Origin of the sequence: Natrinema versiforme, from assembly GCF_005576615.1 — an archaeon.
Lineage (GTDB): Archaea > Halobacteriota > Halobacteria > Halobacteriales > Natrialbaceae > Natrinema > Natrinema versiforme_A.
On the sequence record NZ_CP040330.1, the window covers coordinates 2,491,976 to 2,508,305 of the forward strand.

General features: G+C 64.7%; 16 protein-coding genes. 4 read left to right on the plus strand and 12 right to left on the minus strand.

Annotation, left to right across the window (positions count from 1 at the left end; translation table 11 throughout):
* Both FEJ81_RS12255 and FEJ81_RS12260 read left to right on the plus strand, forming a co-directional pair.
* Window positions 1-483, plus strand: coding sequence for a DUF7266 family protein (locus FEJ81_RS12255; RefSeq protein WP_138245559.1), 483 nt, complete (start codon window positions 1-3; stop codon window positions 481-483).
* Entirely contained in the window at window positions 480-1,268 is a 789-nt protein-coding gene (locus tag FEJ81_RS12260; protein ID WP_229504704.1) for a DUF7289 family protein, read from the plus strand. The genes FEJ81_RS12255 and FEJ81_RS12260 overlap by 4 nt, the downstream gene beginning before the upstream one ends.
* Before the next feature lie 20 nt (window positions 1,269-1,288).
* Here the strand turns inward: FEJ81_RS12260 and FEJ81_RS12265 are convergent, their stop codons facing one another.
* The 9 genes from FEJ81_RS12265 to FEJ81_RS12305 all read right to left on the minus strand — a co-directional run bounded on the left by FEJ81_RS12265 (window position 1,289) and on the right by FEJ81_RS12305 (window position 12,161).
* The gene (locus tag FEJ81_RS12265) at window positions 1,289-2,611 is read right to left on the minus strand and encodes a hypothetical protein (protein WP_138245560.1); all 1,323 of its coding nucleotides are present in this window, start codon (window positions 2,609-2,611) and stop codon (window positions 1,289-1,291) included.
* Between the two features lie 113 nt (window positions 2,612-2,724).
* A complete protein-coding gene (locus FEJ81_RS12270; RefSeq protein ID WP_138245561.1) occupies window positions 2,725-3,606 on the minus strand; it encodes a CheR family methyltransferase in 882 nt (293 codons plus the stop codon).
* A complete protein-coding gene (locus tag FEJ81_RS12275; RefSeq protein WP_138245562.1) occupies window positions 3,603-4,118 on the minus strand; it encodes a chemotaxis protein CheD in 516 nt (171 codons plus the stop codon). The genes FEJ81_RS12270 and FEJ81_RS12275 overlap by 4 nt, the downstream gene beginning before the upstream one ends.
* Window positions 4,115-5,383 carry a chemotaxis protein CheC gene (locus FEJ81_RS12280; RefSeq protein ID WP_138245563.1) on the minus strand — a complete coding sequence of 423 codons (1,269 nt, stop codon included), beginning with the start codon at window positions 5,381-5,383 and terminating at the stop codon, window positions 4,115-4,117. Before FEJ81_RS12280 ends, FEJ81_RS12275 begins: the two co-directional genes overlap by 4 nt.
* The gene (locus FEJ81_RS12285; protein WP_138245564.1) at window positions 5,380-5,985 is read right to left on the minus strand and encodes a chemotaxis protein CheC; all 606 of its coding nucleotides are present in this window, start codon (window positions 5,983-5,985) and stop codon (window positions 5,380-5,382) included. Before FEJ81_RS12285 ends, FEJ81_RS12280 begins: the two co-directional genes overlap by 4 nt.
* A gap of 34 nt (window positions 5,986-6,019) precedes the next feature.
* Entirely contained in the window at window positions 6,020-9,652 is a 3,633-nt protein-coding gene (locus tag FEJ81_RS12290) for an Hpt domain-containing protein (protein ID WP_138245565.1), read from the minus strand.
* Window positions 9,645-10,862: a chemotaxis-specific protein-glutamate methyltransferase CheB gene (gene cheB, locus FEJ81_RS12295; RefSeq protein WP_138245566.1), complete on the minus strand. Its 1,218-nt coding sequence runs from the start codon at window positions 10,860-10,862 to the stop codon at window positions 9,645-9,647. The genes FEJ81_RS12290 and cheB overlap by 8 nt, the downstream gene beginning before the upstream one ends.
* A complete protein-coding gene (gene cheY / locus FEJ81_RS12300) occupies window positions 10,859-11,221 on the minus strand; it encodes a chemotaxis protein CheY (RefSeq protein WP_006181855.1) in 363 nt (120 codons plus the stop codon). The genes cheB and cheY overlap by 4 nt, the downstream gene beginning before the upstream one ends.
* A 136-nt stretch (window positions 11,222-11,357) precedes the next feature.
* Window positions 11,358-12,161, minus strand: a complete 804-nt coding sequence (locus FEJ81_RS12305) for a chemotaxis protein CheW (protein ID WP_138245567.1) — start codon at window positions 12,159-12,161, stop codon at window positions 11,358-11,360.
* A gap of 251 nt (window positions 12,162-12,412) precedes the next feature.
* On the opposite strand from FEJ81_RS12305, the gene FEJ81_RS12310 reads away from it, so the two are divergent.
* Window positions 12,413-12,868 (plus strand): chemotaxis protein CheW, encoded by a 456-nt coding sequence (locus FEJ81_RS12310; protein ID WP_138245568.1) that lies wholly within the window; start codon window positions 12,413-12,415, stop codon window positions 12,866-12,868.
* A gap of 54 nt (window positions 12,869-12,922) precedes the next feature.
* On the opposite strand, the gene FEJ81_RS12315 is transcribed toward FEJ81_RS12310, so the two are convergent.
* The 3 genes from FEJ81_RS12315 to tfe are packed head-to-tail and all read right to left on the minus strand — an operon-like array spanning window position 12,923 to window position 14,902.
* Entirely contained in the window at window positions 12,923-13,693 is a 771-nt protein-coding gene (locus FEJ81_RS12315; protein WP_138245569.1) for a DUF5803 family protein, read from the minus strand.
* Between the two features lies 1 nt (window position 13,694).
* The gene (locus FEJ81_RS12320; RefSeq protein ID WP_138245570.1) at window positions 13,695-14,378 is read right to left on the minus strand and encodes a DUF2110 family protein; all 684 of its coding nucleotides are present in this window, start codon (window positions 14,376-14,378) and stop codon (window positions 13,695-13,697) included.
* Window positions 14,378-14,902: a transcription factor E gene (gene tfe, locus FEJ81_RS12325; RefSeq protein WP_006429779.1), complete on the minus strand. Its 525-nt coding sequence runs from the start codon at window positions 14,900-14,902 to the stop codon at window positions 14,378-14,380. The genes FEJ81_RS12320 and tfe overlap by 1 nt, the downstream gene beginning before the upstream one ends.
* A gap of 424 nt (window positions 14,903-15,326) precedes the next feature.
* On the opposite strand from tfe, the gene FEJ81_RS12330 reads away from it, so the two are divergent.
* Window positions 15,327-16,322: an MBL fold metallo-hydrolase gene (locus FEJ81_RS12330; protein ID WP_138245571.1), complete on the plus strand. Its 996-nt coding sequence runs from the start codon at window positions 15,327-15,329 to the stop codon at window positions 16,320-16,322.
* Window positions 16,323-16,330 lie beyond the last annotated feature (8 nt).

The following is a 16,330-nucleotide window of genomic DNA, read 5'->3' on the forward strand; positions in this document are numbered from 1 at the left end:
ATGCCCACGATCGGCCAGCAAAACGAGCGCGACCGCGCCGTGTCAATCACGCTCACTCACGTCCTCACGATCGGTATCACGACGATTCTCATCGCCATGCTGTTGACGGCATCAGGAACCATGCTCGAGTCAGAGACCGAACGCAGCGCCGACGCCTCGCTCGAGACGGTCGGCGAACGGATCGCCGACGAAATCGGCAACGTCGATCAGATCGCGAATGGAACCGACGATAGCGTGACTCTGACGACCGAGCATCCGCGGACGGTCGCGAGTTCTCGGTACACTATCGAATTACGAACCGACTGTGACGAGCCGCTGCTCGACGAAGTAGACTGTGTGACACTGACCGCGGAGGACACCGATGCCGTCGCTCACGTGCCGATCAAGACTGACGAAACTATCAGTGAGACGTCGGCGACCGGCGGCACGATCGAAATCGTCTACGAAAGCGATGAGATATCGATCAGGAGTCGATCCCGATGAGACGAACACAACCGATGACGGCTGCGTCAGAACAGCGCGGCGATAGGGCAGTCTCCGACGTGCTCGCATTTATTCTCGTGTTCGCGATCATCCTCAGTTCCGTCACGTTGCTGTCGATGACCGGACTCCAGGCGATGCGAGACTATCAGGAGGCCGAACAACTGCAAAACGCCGAACGGGCGATGGAGGCGCTCGCCGTAAACTTCAACGACGTCATCAGATACGATGGAATCGAGCAACGCTACGGCGAACTCGCGTTGCGTGAGGGGACGGTCAGGACCGGCGATAGCGGAACGACGTTGACGATCTCGATCGATGGGGATCCGATAGACGATGCTCGGTTCGACGGGTACGGAGACGGGGCCGGGGCCACCATTGACCTCGGCGAATTCACGTACACGTCCGAGGGAGATCGAATCGCCTACGAGGGCGGCGGCCTCGTCCGGAGCGACGAGTCGGAGTCCTGGAGCCTTGTCAGCAAACGACCGCAGTTGCGATGCGGTGACGAAACGGCGGTTATCTCGCTCGTCAGGGTCTCGGCGGATGACCGATCGATACAGAGCAGTGACGGGCTCGGGTTCACGATGTCCGTCGAAGATCGTAGTAGTAAGGTCTACAATGAGACGAGCGACGTGGATATCTCCGTCGAAGAAAGCGATTACGATGATGCGTGGAGTTCGACGCTCGACAGTGGAAACTGGGATGCGGGAACGTGCGACGTCGGCGATGCCGGTGATCCCGGTCGCGTCGTCGTGACGCTGGTCGATGTCGACATCAAGTACTGATCGGATCGGCCGACTCCCGATTACTCTTTCTCCCAATCACCGGTCAGCATCGCCCGCAAACCAGCGCGAGCGGCCAGCGCCTCGACTCGAGCCGCCAGCTCGTCGACATTACCCGCAGTCGCGAGATAGAGGCCGTTCGAGAGCTGTGTCGACGCGGCCATCGGCGAGCCGTCGGCGTGAGTGGGCTCGGCGTTCAGGACCGTGTCGTCGGCGTCGTCGGGACTCCACGGAACCTCGACCCCGGAGAGGCCGCGTTCGAAGAGGTATTCGGCGGTTTCCACGAGCGCTCCCTCAGCTGTCGAGTGGCCGATCGCACCGATCGAGCCGCGCTCGTTGAAGAACCGAACGACGTATTCGCCGTCCGTCCTCGCCGTGGCGCTTCCGTCGTCACCCTCGGCGTCCGTCTCGGTGTCGGTAGCCGATCGCGTCTGTCCGTCGTCTCGAGCGGCGGACGCTGATTCATCGTTCGGTTCGGACCCGGTCGTATCGTCCGTGTCCGGTTCGGCAGCGGCATCCGTGCTCGAGCCCGCAACGTGTTCCGGATCCACCGTCGCGTCCGTACCGGCCTCGGAACTGCCGTCGCTATCGGGCTCGGACCCGTTCGTTCCGGACCGGGGGGCGGGGTCGCTGCCGGCGGTCGTCGGCGTTCCGTCGTCAGTGATCGCCGATTCGCTGAACCGAATCGAGACATCCGACGCGGTGTCCCGGCCGTTCGGATCGTCCTCGGCGAACGCGACGACGAGCCGGTCGAGGAACCGGTCGGCCGCGGATTCGAACTCGTCGGCGTAGACGTCGCCCTGAACGGTGGCCGCCGCGAGCCGATCGACGATCGAGTCGACGAGTTGCGGTCGCTCGACGGCGAGCTGTCTGGCGACGTGGGTTCTGGCGTGTTGCTCGAGCCGACGGTCGAGGGTCTCCCTCGAGTAGTTGTCGAGGGCCGATTCGCTATCGGCGAGTTCGGAGAGCCTGAGCGCGCGGTACTCGACGTCGGTCGTGCCCGCGAGCAGGAGGTACTCGCGGCCGTTCGTGTAGATCGCGCGGTCGACGCCCGTCCAGGCCATCGCTTTCCGGAGCGCGTTCGCTCGGGATTCGTCGAGCGAGTCGTCGTAGGTTTCGACGGCGACGAACAGCGCCGGAACCGAATCGATCGACGGCACGTACTCGAGCCGAGTACCATCGACGGAGCGGTCCGTGACACACGAGTCGGCACGGCAGCCCCAGCCGAGCGTCTCGAGGAAGGGTTCGACGAGCGAGGTCCGGGTCTCCCGGCGGGAGGTCGGCGGCGCGGCGTCGACCAGTGCCCCGACGCGGGCGACGAACGATCGGAGGTCGGGCGAAGGCATCCGTCGGGAGTATACGGCGGACCGTCATGTAACGAGTGGTTGTCTTCCAGTCTGCGAACAGGACCGCGTGATCAGTTTGGAACTGGGGCCCACCCAAGGCGTCCCGCCGTCGGTTACCGCTCTCGCTGGTAGATCCGCAAGCGGGCCTCGCGGACGGCGAAGGACGACTGGAGGTTGGGCGGAATCGTCTCGGCCTTGCCGATGACGAGGTAGCCGTCCGTTCGAAGCGAGCGGGCGATCGTCTCGAGCATCGGCCGTTTGTACGCGTTGTCGATGTAGATGAACAGGTTGCGACAGATGACGAGGTCGAATCCCGACTTCGGTTCGTCGTTGATCAGGTCGTGGCGCTGAAAGCGGACGTTTCGTCGTACGTCGTCACCGATCCGATAGGTTCGGCCGTCGACGTCGACGTACTGCCGGTAGTCGTCGAGAAAGGAGAGCTGCTCGTCCAGATCGATCGTTCTCGATTCCTCGTAAACCCCCGCTTGAGCCGTCTCGAGTGCGGGTGTGCTGATGTCGGTTCCGAGGACGTAGACGCTGGATTCGTCGATCTCCGGATCGTCGCGAGCGAGCATCGCGAGCGAGTACGGCTCCCGGCCGTCGGCACACGCGGCGCTCCAGATCCGGACGGTGGCACTGTTTTTGGACAGTTTGCGGAGGATAGTTCGAATCCCCGACCAGACATCGGGGTTCCGAAAGAAGCCGGTGACGTTGATGCTCAACGCCTCGAGTAGCGCCTCCTGCTCGGCCGGATCGGCTCGCAGTTTCTCGAAGTACGCGCCGTAGGTGTCACGCTGCGTGCGCCGCATTCGCGAGGAGACGCGTCGGTCGAGATAGCTGTCGTTGTAGTGGCTCGTCGCGAACGCCAGTTCGTCCTCGACGAACGCGAGAAGGTCGGCGAAGACATCGTCATCGCCGCTGGGCGCATCGCTCCCGCTGTTGGTGGTGTGGTCGTCGGGATCGATTCCGGTGTCACCAGCACCGTCGCCGATCACAATTCCGTCACTCCGTTGTCCCCGTCGGACGTCTTCACGGTGAGTATTCCCGTGCCCGGCGTGAACTCGACGGTCCGGCCGTATTCGCCGCCGACGTCTTCCGCCTCGAGGGGCACACCGAGTTTCTCGAGTTCCGCCTTCGCGGCGACGATGTTGCGCTGCCCGACGCCGTCGCCGAAGCTCTCGAACTCGAACATATCGCTACCGCCGGCCATCTTCGCTTCGACGGCGGTGTAGTTGGCTCCCCGCTCGACCATTCGGCGGAGGAGCGCTCGGATCGCCGTATCGGCGTACTTGCCGGGTTTGCGATCGCTGTTGTCCGCGTCGTCGCCGTCGGGCAACATGACGTGTGCTAACCCCCCGATTCCGGTGTTCGGATCGTACAGCGCGATGGCGAGACACGAGCCGAGCCCGTAGGATTTGAGCGTGTCGTCGCCGTCACTGACGACCAGTTCCGAGATGCCGACCTGGACCGGCGTCGGTGCGCCCGGTTCGGTGCCGTAGGTTTTCATGCGTTATCGACTTCCTGGAACTCCGCCGTCGTCGGGGCCTCCTCGATCCGATCGACGTCTAAGTTGTTCAGCGCTCGCTCGAGGTCCGATTCGTCGGGGATCGCGTACACTTCGCAGTCGAACTCGCGGCCGTCGGCCATGACGACCGTGTCGAAGACGAACGCGAAGTCCTGGTTTTCCCCGAGTTGGATGATCACCGGATCGACAGCCGCAGCGCCGATATCGTGGATGAACTCCGGCGTCGAGTGGTCGATCGTCGTATCGAGGACGTTCGCCCAGCCGTCGAGGAAGCCGCTGGCCATGATGTTACCCAGCTCTTTGATCGCGCTGGTTCCCATCTCCCCGAAGCCGTCCTCGTCGACCTCCATGGGGACCATCGCGTCGACGATTTCGTGAGCGGACTCCTCGTCGAATAAGAAGAGGAGATAGCCGCTCGGCATCCCGTCGAACTCGAAGGCGACGCCGACGAGTTTCTCGTCGGCGACCTGTTCGGGAATCGCCTCGAGCGAGACGAAGTTCAGCCGGCGGATATCGATGCTGGTGTCGATGCCGGTCAGCGTCGTCGCCGTCTTGGCGACCTCTTCGGCACCGCGTTCGGCCATTCGGTCGAAGCCGTCGAGTTTGTCGTACTCGATGCCCCCGCTCGTGCGCAGGCGCTCCAAGAGCTTCGACATCGACTCGCGTTTCGGGAAGAGGTAGTGGCTGAAGCCGACCTCGGTGCCGACGGTTTCGATCCGGCTCTGGAAGAGCAAGGCGAGGTCGTCGTCGGCCGGTGCCTCGTCGATATCGCCGAAAAAGGGCTCGGCGGTCTGGCCCTCGACGAACTCGGGCGTCGAGACGTCGATGACGGTCTCCAAGACGTCGGCCCAGCCGTCGATGAAGCCGCTGTTCATGATGTGACCAACTTCCGTCGCGGCGCTTTCGGTCATCTCGTCGAAGCCGTCGATTTCGCTGACGTCGGCGTCGACATCCGCGTTGGGGCCGGCCTCGGCCAGCAGCGTTTCGACGATCCGGAGCGCGTTCTTCCGGTCGAAAACGACGACCGAGTAGCCTTCGATCCCGCCGGTCAACTTGACGCGAACGCCGACTTTCTCCGTCGAATCCTCGAAGTCGCGCTGGATCTCCTGTCCCCGCATGAAGTTGAGTTTCGTCACGCCGACCTGCGTCTCGACGCCCAGCATGTGTGTGAGTCGGCCCGCCGCTAATCCGGCCCCCTCTCGAGCCATTCGGTAGAACGTGCCGAGTGCGTTGACGTCGAGTTTCATGCGGGTTGGACGTCGATGCCGTTGACCATTTCCACGAACTCTTCCAAGTCGGGGAATGCGTAGATTTCGGCTTCGATCTGGTAGCTGGGGACGGACAGATCGGAATCAAAGAACAGGGCGAGATCGTCACCGCCGAGACTCGCCGTTCGGGTAACGATGTCCTCCGTCGGCGCGTAGACGAGCTGCGGTGCGGCGATATCGATCGCACGCCCGAGCACGTCGGCCCAGCCGTCGATGAAGCCGCTGGCCATCATGTTACCCATCTCCTCGACGGCGCTGCGGGCCATCTTCCCGGAGACATCGCCCATGTCGTCGACGACGTCGCGCAGCATGATCGCGGTGATCTTCTTCGCGCTCGCCTCGGGGAAGAGGATGAGGATGTGTCCGTGGGGCGGGTCGAGCAGCCGGACGCGGACGCCGACCCGCTTCCCGCCGTCGAGTTGGGACTCGATGTCCTCGACGTCGATGAAGTTGGTCTTCGTCACCTCCATCTGGGCGTCCTCGCCGGTCAGTTTGCTCATGTTGTCGGCGACGCCGTTCGTCCCGACCTTCGCCATTTCGTTTATGAAGCTCAGCTTTCGAATATCGACCATCATCGTCATAGGTTTCTCCGTCGGTGTCGGTGTTCGTGTTCGTTCATAGTGTCGTCACATCCAGTATGTTGACTACTTCCCCTCGTCCCCGCACCGTCGCACCGCTGATCCCCGGAATGCCGCTCATCACGCCCTCGAAGGGCTTGACGACGACTTCCTGCTGTCCGTGGACGTGATCGCAGTGCAGCGCCACTTCCCGTACCTCGTCGCGAATGCGGACGACCATGCCGTCGCCGTTCGCACCGGTCGCCGGCGTCTCGAGGACATCGGCGAGCGAGAGAACGGGATAGTCGCCGTCCTCGCCGGGGAGGAGGAAGTCGCCATCGGTCGTCTCGATCGCGGTCGCCGCCTCGATGTCCTGGACGGCCTTGGTCGGGACGCCGAACTCCTCGCCGCCGCTCTCGACGAACAGGATCTCGTCGATCGCGACCGTCACCGGGAGCGTCATCGTGACGGTCGTCCCGTCACCCTCGTCGCTGTCGATCGAGACCGTGCCGTCGAAGTCCTCGATCGTCCGTTTGACGACATCCATCCCGACGCCGCGGCCGCTGACGTCGGTCACCTCGTCGGCCGTCGAGAGACCGGGATGGAAGATCAGATCGTAGGCGTCCTCGTCGGGGAGCGACTCCGCGTCCGACTCGTCGAGGATACCGGCCTCGACGGCTTCGGAACGGAGCCGATCGGGGTCGAGCCCACTCCCATCGTCCTCGACGGTGATGGTGACGCGGTCCCGCGAGCGGTCGGCGTGGACCTCGACGGCCCCTTCGCGGGGTTTGCCGACCTCCTCGCGGCGTTCGGGGGCCTCGATCCCGTGGTCGACGGCGTTGCGAACCAGATGGATCAGCGGGTCGCCGATCCGATCGAGAATACTCCGGTCGAGTTCGACGTCCTCGCCGGTCATCTCGAAGGCGACCTCCTTGTCCTGATCGCGGGCGATGTCGCGGACGACCCGCGGGAGGCGGTTCGTCACCGACTGGAGCGGCACCAGCCGGATGTCCATCACCGTCTCCTGAAGGTCCGTCGTCAGGTCCGACAGCGCGTCGAGTTCCGTCTCGAGCGCCGAGCCGCCGTCGTTCGAATCGGCCGCGTGCCGGAGTCGAACGCGACTCGTCACCAGCCCCTCGACGAGAGTCAGCAGCGAGTCGATCTGCTCGACGTCGACCCGGACCGACTGGATCTCGTCGGTCTCGTCGTCGGCGTCCGGCCGATCGCTCGTCTCGGGCAGGGAGATATCCGGAATTTCCATCTCCGGCTCGTCGACGATCCGCACCACGTCATCGTCGTCGCCGTCGTCATCCGAGGCGGTCGAATCGTCGCCGAAGGAGGCGGCCGAGGGCAGACTCGAGTCGTCGGCGTCGGATGCCGATGCCGGCGAATCGAAGCCGGCGTCGTCGGTCTCGAAGTCGCCGGTTCCGGCGAACGCCTCGTCGGATCCCTCGTCGAACTCGGCCTCGAAGTCGTCGTCCGAATCCGTCTCGGACTCGACCGGGTCGGCCGAGAGGTCGTCGAACGAGTCGTCATCGACCCCGAACTCCTCGTCCCCGAACGGATCCGTCTCGTCGTTCGCGGCCTCGAAGTCGTCGTCGAAGGCTGCCGTCGGCTCGAAGTCGTCCGCGGCGGACTCACCGAACGAGTCGGTCGTCGACTCGTCGTCCGCGTTCTCGTCCGCGGCTGTCGCAGTATCGACCGATTCCGCGGCTACCGCGGTGTCGTCCGGTTCCTCGATCGCCGAAGCGTCCTCCCGTTCCGCAACTGCCGACGTATCGTCGGTTTCGGCGGTCTCGAGGTCGGCCTCGGCGGTGGCGTCCGCAGCCTCGGCGCTGGCCGCGGCCGTTTCGGGCACAGCATCCTCGACCGACTCGGTGTCGGTGCCGTCGCCATCGTCGCTGACAGAGCCAGTATCGGCCGACTCGACAGCACCAGTAGAGCGCGCGTCTGCCGGTTCCTCGTCGGTGACCGTGTCGGCTCCGTCCTCGCCGTCGAGTTCGGCTGCCGCGCCATCGTCGCCGGCAGTCTCGTCGCTCGAGACGGCGGGTTCTGAACCGACCGATTGGATGTCGGAATCAACCGGCTGGGTGTCGGTAGCAGCCGGTTGGTCGTCGGTTTCGGCCGGCGATGACGCCTCGAGTGCGTCGTCTCCGGCGGCGACAGCATCGGAATCCGTCGCCGTCATATCATCGTCTCCGGTTTCCGACACGTCGTCCTCGTCGAATGCGAGGTCGTCGACGGCATCGTCGAGGTCGTCCTCGGTGGACTGAGCCGCTTCGGCAGCATCGCTCTCAGCGGTCGTCTCGTCGACGGCGATCGCTTCGTCGACGTTATCATCGGACGGTTCCGCGTCGACAAGCATCTCGTCGATCGCATCCTCGGACGGTTCCGCGCCGTCGTCCGATTCCGCGTCGACCAAGATGTCGTCGACCGCGCTCTCGGACGGCTCCGCGTCGTCGAGGAACGAATCGTCGTCGGCGTCGTCGCCGAGGAGTTCGTCCATGTCGACTTCTTCCTCGTCGTCGAACTCGTCGAACTCGAGTTCCTCGAGTTCGTCCTGTAACTCGTCGAAGCCGACCATCTCGACCTCGTCTTTGAGTTCGTCGAAGACCGCACCGGCATCGTCGACTTCGTCGGCGTCGTCGGCGTCCGATTCCGTGTCGGCTTCGGATGTCCCCTCGGCGGCCGCCTCGTCCTCCTCGAGGGAGTCGGCCGGCGGTTCGCCGGGTTCGGCCTCGAGTTCGGCGACGTCGTCCTCGTCGAGCAGGTCGTCGAACGAGCCGGCTTCGCCCATGTCCTCGAAGGCGTCGAGTTCCTCGTCCTCGACGTCCTCGACCATCTCGTCTAAGTTGTCGAACTCGTTGAACTCGTCGAGCAGGTCATCGACCTCGAGGTCTTGGGCTTCGTCCGACGAGATGTCGTCGCCGGGTTCCGCGCCGGCGGGCGGCTCCGCGGCCTCGGCAGTCTCGAATCGATCGCTGACGTCGACGATTTCGAAGTCGTCGACCTCCTCGACCGGCTCGAGGCCGGAGGAAATCGCGGCTTCGCCGACCGCGGTCCCGAAGACCGCGTCGAACGCGGTGCCGTAGTCCGCGGCCTCGATCGCCTCGCGGGGCGGCTCGGTGCCGATCAGATCGAACGCGTCGATCAGGGCGTCGACGACCAGTTCGCCGTTGTTGACCCCCTCGCGCTGTGCGATCGCGAGCCGCGCGAGATAGACGTTGTGAGCGTCGTCGGCCGGTGGTTCGAACCGGGCACAGACATCGTCGATCTCGCTCGTCGTGGGCGTTCCGACGCGAGCCGCCGCGCCGTCCGCGTCCGCGAGGTGGTCGCGAAGCGCCTCGATGGTGGCCGACGGATCGGTCTCGATCTCGCCGGACTCGGCGACCTCGTCGACCATCGTCTCGAGTTCGTCGACGGCGTCGAAGATGACGTCCATCAGCTCCGCCGTCACTTCGGTCTCGTTGGCGCGGACGGCATCGAGCAGATCCTCGATCGCGTGGGCGAGGTCGCTGGCCGACTCCAGCCCCATCGCCCCGCAGTTACCCTTGAGGGTGTGTGCGATCCGGAAGATGTTCTCCATCGCCTCCTCGTCGTCGGGATCGCGCTCGAGCGTGAGTAAGGCGTTGTTCAGTTCCGTAATCCGTTCTTCGCTCTCCTGAACGAAGTCTGTCAGATAATCAGTCATCGTTCTCACCGTCCGTCGTGAACGCGTCGACGATCGCGCCGACGATGCCGTCGGCGGGCGCGACCGTCTCGACACAGCCGGTTTCGATCGCCTGACAGGGGATACCAAAGACCGGACTCGTCGCCTCGTCCTGTGCGATCGTGTGGCCGCCCGCGGCCTTGATCGCCTCGATCCCGGCCGCACCGTCGCGGCCCATCCCGGTCAGGACGACGCCACAGAGCCCGTCTGCGACCCGTTCGGCGGCGCTTTCCATCGTCACGTCGATCGCCGGCCGCACGCCGTGGACTCGGTCGCCGTCGTCGAGTCGCAGACGGAGGGCGCTGCCGACGTTGCTGGCCACCTCGAGGTGGGCGTTCCCGGGCGCGATCGCCGCCTCGCCGGGTCGGATTCGGTCGCGGTCCGCGGCCTCGCTGACATCGTACGCGCTGTGTGAGTCGAGGCGTTCCGCGAACCGTTCCGTAAAGCCCGGCGGCATGTGCTGGACGACCAGTACCTTCGCCTCGAGGTCGGCCGGGAGCCGCTCGAACAGACGTTCGACGATCTTCGGCCCGCCGGTCGACGCGCCAATGACGACCGTCGGCGCGTCCGCGCGCTCGCCCTCGACGGCGACGGGGGCCGTCTCCTCGTCGGATTCGGAGCCGGTTCCGATCCCGGGCGACGCGTTCGGCGCGGCCGTCCCGCGATCGGGAGAGAGTCGGGCGTCGGAGCCGCCGCCCGCGACGGCGTTTCTGGTCGCGGTTTCGCGCGCCGGGCTGCCGGCGCGTCCCGTTCGGGTCGCGTGGGCGGTCGCGGCGGCCCGTGCGAGCGCGACCGACGACACGTCGGCCTCGGCGAGTTCGTCGACTTTCGCGACGACGTCGTCCGTGAGGTGAGCGATGTTCCGCGAGTCCGAGCCGTCGGGCTTGTGGAGGAAGTCCACGGCCCCGCGTTCTAAGGCATCGAGCGTGGCTTCCGTGCCGCGTTCGGTGTGAACGCTGAGCATGAGAATCGCGGTTGGATTCGACGTCATGATCCGCTCGACAGCGTCGATACCGCCCATCTCGGGCATCTCGACGTCCATCGTCACGACATCAGGGTCGAACGCGTCCACGGTCTCGACCGCCTGCGACCCGTCCGCTGCCGTTTCGACATCGTAGTCTGCCGCCTCGAGCGCGTTGCCGATGACTGTCCGCATAAACTTCGAGTCGTCGACAACGAGTACTCGCGTCATGCAGCGACGACGTCCGAAAGGGCCTTTCTGACGCTGGGTTCCTCGAACGGTTTCGTGACGTATCCGTCCGCGCCAGCCTTCACGGCGAGTTTCATTTTCTCACGCTGTCCGACGCTCGTACACATGATGACGCGGGCGTCCGGGTCGATCTTCTTGATCGCCGCGGTCGCTTTAATGCCGTTACACTTCGGCATCACGATGTCCATCATGACGATGTCGGGATCGTGTTCTTTGTACAATTTAACGGCTTCAGCGCCGTTGGACGCCTCTCCGAGAATGCGGTAATCCTGTTCCAAGATCTGGCGCAGTAGATTCCGCATAAAATGAGAGTCGTCTACGATGAGCACCCCTGTCGACATTCAGTTAGTACACCAAATCCCCGTAGAGATACAACTACCATAAATGCTGTCTCCCGATTATCAGACGTGATAAGGTCGAATACGCCCCGGAGACACCACTCAGGACACTAGATCTGAAACGGGCCGTCTACGGCGGTTATTCGGAGTGGCCGGACGCCTGTAGCAGACGGTCGATATCGATCACTGCGGTCGCCTCGACGACGATTTCGCGCGTGGATTCATCGCCCTCGTCCTGGTCGTCCGCGTCCGCGGTGTCGTCCGCCGTCGGTTCGACCTCGAACGCCTCGCCGACCGACTCACCGATCCCGCTGTCCGTCCCTCGAGCCGACGAGAGAACCGCGGAGCCGCCCGCGGCGTCCAGTCCACCGGCTCCGGGCGCAGCCGTCACACTGGCGGCGTCGTCGGCCGGATCGTCGGCCACCGCACTCCCGAGATCGGCGCGTGGCTCCCGTTCCTGCGTGACGAGCGCAACGATCAGGGGATGTTCGAGGGCGTCCCCCGAGAGGTCACTGGTCTCGACCGCGTCGCCCTCGAGTATATCGCTCTCGGGGATCGTTTCGACGCCGATGACGTCGTCGACCCGGATCGCGACTGACTGCTGGTCGCTCGACCGATCGAGCACGAGCAGGCGCTCGCGGCCCGACCGGGTTTCGGTGACGGGAAAGTGAACGGTCGGATCGATGACCGCGGTGATCTCCCCGCGGAGGTCCATCAGTCCCTCGATCGCCGGCGGCGAGCGCGGGACTCGCGTCAGGTCCGCCGGCGGTTCCGCGAGCGTTCTGACCGCGTCGACCGGGAGCGCGAGCCGGTGTTCGCCGACGCCGACGAAGACGAACTGGGCGAGTCGTTCCTGCTCGCCGTCGTCGCCGTCCGCGTCGCGGGTCCGATCGGCGTCGTCGATATCGATTCCGAGAAGCTTTTCCGAGAGATCCGGGGCCATGGTCCTGTTCGTGTATCAGGGTCCATCAATAAAACGTTGACTCCACCGTGATAGTCACACAGTCCAAAACGTTCACCTGTGTCACCATCACCCTCACCATCTCGTTTACACGGCACCGAGAGCGCGTTTCGCGTCGACGACCGCCGCTTAGTGTGCCGTAACCAGTACTAGTCATCTCTGATTCTACAGTTACGTCGCGCTATGTCGCGCATCGGAACGCTTATTTTTCGAACGGACATCCGTCAGGTGGAATGGGATCGGCATCGAACGACGACGGCGGGACCGACGACCGAGTCACGGTACTCACGTTCGACCTCGAGGAGAAGCGATACTGTGTCAGGGCCGAGTCGGTCGCCTCCGTTCTCGGCGTCGCGGACGATGACCCCCTCGCGGCCGCCGACGATCCGTGGAACGCGGGGACGCTTTCTGCCGCCGGCGAACGGGTCAGAGTCGTCGACCTGCCGCGGGTATTCGGGTCGTCGTTCCGGACGGCAGACCGGGTCGACGATCCGAAACTCCTCGTCTTTTCGGTCACCGACGGCGACGGCCGTTACTACGGCTGGCTCGTCGACGATATCGACGTGACCAGACGCGTCCGACCCGCCTCGCTCGAGGCCCCGCACATGGCGACGACTCACGTGAAAGGGCGACTCGAGATCGACGGCGACGAAGTCGTCTGGCTCGACGAGCGGACGATCCACTCCTGACTGTCGCTCCGAATTCGACGGCGGCGACGGTGCGGCAGAAACAGACTACGGGAACTACGGGAAGCCCGGCGGCCCGCCGTCCGAATCGTCGTCAGTGTCCACGTCGAGGCCGAACTCCTCTCGCTGTTCTTGGAGCTGTTTGACCTGTCGGTAGTAGTACCCGATGCCGATGCCCCCGAGTAGGATTGCCGCCCCGACGAGTCCGAGGAACAACGGAATGTCACGCGTGAGATAGTAGCGCAGCGAAACCGTGCTGTCGAGTTCGTCCCAGTAGAGTCGCTCCCGGCCGTCGACGATTTCGCGTTCGTACCCGTTCGGCGAGGCGTCCCCGAACAGGAAGTTCGTCGTCCGGTGGCCCTCGGGCAGCGTCACCTCGTAGGAGCCCTCGACGTAGGCCGGCAGTTGGAACGTCTTTCGGCCGGCGTCGCCCGAGAACGCGAGCGTGCCGTTTCCGTCGGGCACCTGGACAGTGGTCTCCGAACGGCTCTGATCGACCTCGAGTTCCGAGCCGGTCAGTTCGGTGCCGTTGGGATGCCAGTAGCGGACGCTATTGATCTCTAGCGGCTCGTCGTGGAAGAGTGCCGACCGGTACAGCGACAGTTCCTCCGTTCCATTGAGGTCGTAGACCGCCCGGAACTCGCCGCTCTCGATGACGCTCCCGTCTTCGACCTCGATGGCGACGTCGGCGTCGCTGTCACGCAGATCGCTGTAGTCCTGCTCCTGATCGAGTTGTTCGTCCGATACCCCGCCGAAAAGCGCCGAGCAGCCGGCTACCGTCGTGAGCAACACGACCGCGATCGTCGCGAAAACGAGCCGTCGGTTCATGCTAAGGGACGACACAGCGGAGTTCGGCCGGGAGGTATTCGCCCACGCTCGCGAGCAGCCCCGGCGGATCGGTGTTTTCCGTACAGATGACGCTCTGCTCGAGCAGGCCGAGCCGTTCGACGGTCACATAGTCCTGTGCGTGGCCGGCGCGGTTGAGCGTCGCTCGGACCTCGGCCCGGGTCGCGCTGTTGACGTTGAGTCGGCCGTCGCCGCGGGTCCACTCGTAGAGGCGATCCTGCTCGTCCTCGGCGAGCCGCGACGGCTCCTCGCCGTCGCCGCCGTAGACGAACCGCAGGGGCAGGTGCTGGACCAGCCCGTAGCGCTCGCGGATCTGCGTCGCCGACCCCGGACCGAGCCCGAGTTCGTCGGTCGGGATCCGCACGCCGTCTCCCTGCCCGGCGTCGAGGACGAACCCGTCCTCGTCCCACGACTCGAGCGTGCCGACGTAGGTCTCGCCGGCCTCGAGGTCGGGGACGATTTCGCCGAACTCCTCGCGAAGGACGTTTCGCGCAACGGTAGCGTCCTCGCCTTCGATCGTTACCGACGGGAAGTCGTCGTGGCGGATGCCGATCTCGAACTCGACGTCGAGTTCGCCGATCTCGTTTGCCACCAGCGAGCGCAGCGAATCCAGCGAGCGCTCTCGAGCGTCGCCTTCGACGTACAGTTTGGTTGCGAGTACGACCATCAGGCGTCCGCGTCGATGTTGAGTTCGTCCTCGAGGGCGTCGAGGCGGTCGTCCATCGCAGTGACCAGTCGGTTGTTGTCCATCGATTCGAGCGGCGACCCACACTCGGGGCACTCGAAGTTGAAGTCCATCGCCTCGCCGAACTCGAAGCGAATCGAACAGATCTCACAGAGGTAGAACTCGTGATTGCGCTCGTACTCCCGGCGCTCGTCGAGCGCCTCGTGGAGCCGATACATCTCCTCCTCGAGGTTCTCCGGGATGTTGTCGTACTCGAAGGTCCAGAGGTAGGTCAGCCACCCCGAGTCCTCGTCGCGCAGTCGCCGATACGTGGCGAGATCGTTCTCGTAGAGAATGAACAGCGCGCGCCGCACGTCGTTCAACTCGAGGTCGAGCTCCTCGGCGAGCTCCTCGTCGGTCACTTCCCCGTCCGGGGGTGCCGCCGCGACGGGCATCCCCTTGGGACCGACCAGCTCGTGCAAATATTTCTGGATCACCGGGTCCTCGAGCAGGTCCTCAAAAGCCATTACCTACGTGTAACGGCATGAGGCCATTAAGTCTTATCAAGTACCCCGCCCGCGATGGCGCAGTGCTGGTTGTCGCCGCTATTGAAACATCATTCGAGACGCTCGGATGAGCCCCGTATTACTCCGGACCGGGGTTCACGTAGCGGTGGCGCGCGCTGGGGTGCGTCGAACAGCGAGTGAGACGGACCCCGAAGCTGCGCGAGGGATGAGTGAGCGACGCCGGAGCGAGCGAATCGGTTGGGGAGGGCGTGGCGATTCCCTGCCGCCACGAGAGCAGCGCACTCGTCTTCACCGGTGACCTCCACGTACCGATTGAACAGAACAGGTCTCAGTTCGATACTCAACGGTTATAAGATGGTGAAGTTCGATTGATCGGCGCGTTCGGACGCGACGTTTATGGTGCTGGCTGGCACGTCTCGAGACGATGACTACCGATGCGTCGTGCGGTGCCGTGCGGGCCGACTCCGATCTCTCGTGCATTCGTCGCCTCGAGTTCGACGTTCCGTGGCCGCCGAAACACGTCGCCGCCTACCTGCTCGAGGGGCCCGAACCGATCCTGATCGACGCGGGTGCACCCGGCGAGGACGGCGGGTCGGAACTGCGGGACGGACTCGCCGAATTCGGCTACGAACCGGCCGATATCGACCACGTCCTCGTGACTCACGTCCACAGCGACCATATCGGCCAACTCCCGGCGCTTCGAGACACCGGCGCGACGGTGCACGTCTCACAGGCGGCGATTTCGCGGCTCGAGCGCGATCTCGAGACCGTCCGGTCCGGACTCCGGGAGACGGCGCGATCGGCGGGCTATCGGGGCGAGGACGGCGACGACGTCCTCGAGGAGGAACTCGAGTCGCGCCGCAGGGACCGGCGATTAATCGATGCCGAAACCGTCCAGCCGTTCGATCCCGTGGGGCCGGTTTCTGTCGGTGGCCGCGAGTTCGAAGTCTTCGAGACGCCCGGCCACGAGATCGATCACTGTTGCTACGAGACGACTGTGGACGGAACGACGGTCCTCTTCGCGGGCGATACGCTCATCGAACCGTTCCGCGCCGGGGCCTTTCAGGTCGGGTTCGACCGCGGGGCCTACGAGGGGGTCGAGGCCTACGACGAGGCGATGGACCGGCTGGCCGAGACGACCGCGACGCACGTCTTCCCCGGCCACGGCCCTGCGTTCGAGGACCCCCAGCGCGTTATCCGGACGACGCGCGAGCGACTGGATACGCTCCTCGAGGAGACGCGGACGGCACTCGAGGCGATCGAACCCGCGACGCCGCTTTCGATCGCCGAAGAGCGGGTCGGAAACGTCCGCTATCACGCGCCGGTTCTCGATACGCTCGGGGCACTGGGAACGCTCGAGAACCGAGGCTCGGTTTCCTACGAGACCGACGACGGCGTCCGCTACTACGAAACGCAGTGAAAACGCCG

Bases quoted from the DNA above. Each gene is read 5' to 3' on its own strand.
- FEJ81_RS12255 (WP_138245559.1), top strand. From the start codon at position 1: ATGCCCACGATCGGCCAGCAAAACGAGCGCGACCGCGCCGTGTCAATC.
- FEJ81_RS12260 (WP_229504704.1), top strand. From the start codon at position 480: ATGAGACGAACACAACCGATGACGGCTGCGTCAGAACAGCGCGGCGAT.
- FEJ81_RS12265 (WP_138245560.1), bottom strand. From the start codon at position 2,611: ATGCCTTCGCCCGACCTCCGATCGTTCGTCGCCCGCGTCGGGGCACTG.
- FEJ81_RS12275 (WP_138245562.1), bottom strand. From the start codon at position 4,118: ATGAAAACCTACGGCACCGAACCGGGCGCACCGACGCCGGTCCAGGTC.
- FEJ81_RS12280 (WP_138245563.1), bottom strand. From the start codon at position 5,383: ATGAAACTCGACGTCAACGCACTCGGCACGTTCTACCGAATGGCTCGA.
- FEJ81_RS12285 (WP_138245564.1), bottom strand. From the start codon at position 5,985: ATGACGATGATGGTCGATATTCGAAAGCTGAGCTTCATAAACGAAATG.
- FEJ81_RS12290 (WP_138245565.1), bottom strand. From the start codon at position 9,652: ATGACTGATTATCTGACAGACTTCGTTCAGGAGAGCGAAGAACGGATT.
- cheB (WP_138245566.1), bottom strand. From the start codon at position 10,862: ATGACGCGAGTACTCGTTGTCGACGACTCGAAGTTTATGCGGACAGTC.
- cheY (WP_006181855.1), bottom strand. From the start codon at position 11,221: ATGTCGACAGGGGTGCTCATCGTAGACGACTCTCATTTTATGCGGAAT.
- FEJ81_RS12305 (WP_138245567.1), bottom strand. From the start codon at position 12,161: ATGGCCCCGGATCTCTCGGAAAAGCTTCTCGGAATCGATATCGACGAC.
- FEJ81_RS12310 (WP_138245568.1), top strand. From the start codon at position 12,413: ATGGGATCGGCATCGAACGACGACGGCGGGACCGACGACCGAGTCACG.
- FEJ81_RS12315 (WP_138245569.1), bottom strand. From the start codon at position 13,693: ATGAACCGACGGCTCGTTTTCGCGACGATCGCGGTCGTGTTGCTCACG.
- FEJ81_RS12320 (WP_138245570.1), bottom strand. From the start codon at position 14,378: ATGGTCGTACTCGCAACCAAACTGTACGTCGAAGGCGACGCTCGAGAG.
- tfe (WP_006429779.1), bottom strand. From the start codon at position 14,902: ATGGCTTTTGAGGACCTGCTCGAGGACCCGGTGATCCAGAAATATTTG.
- FEJ81_RS12330 (WP_138245571.1), top strand. From the start codon at position 15,327: ATGACTACCGATGCGTCGTGCGGTGCCGTGCGGGCCGACTCCGATCTC.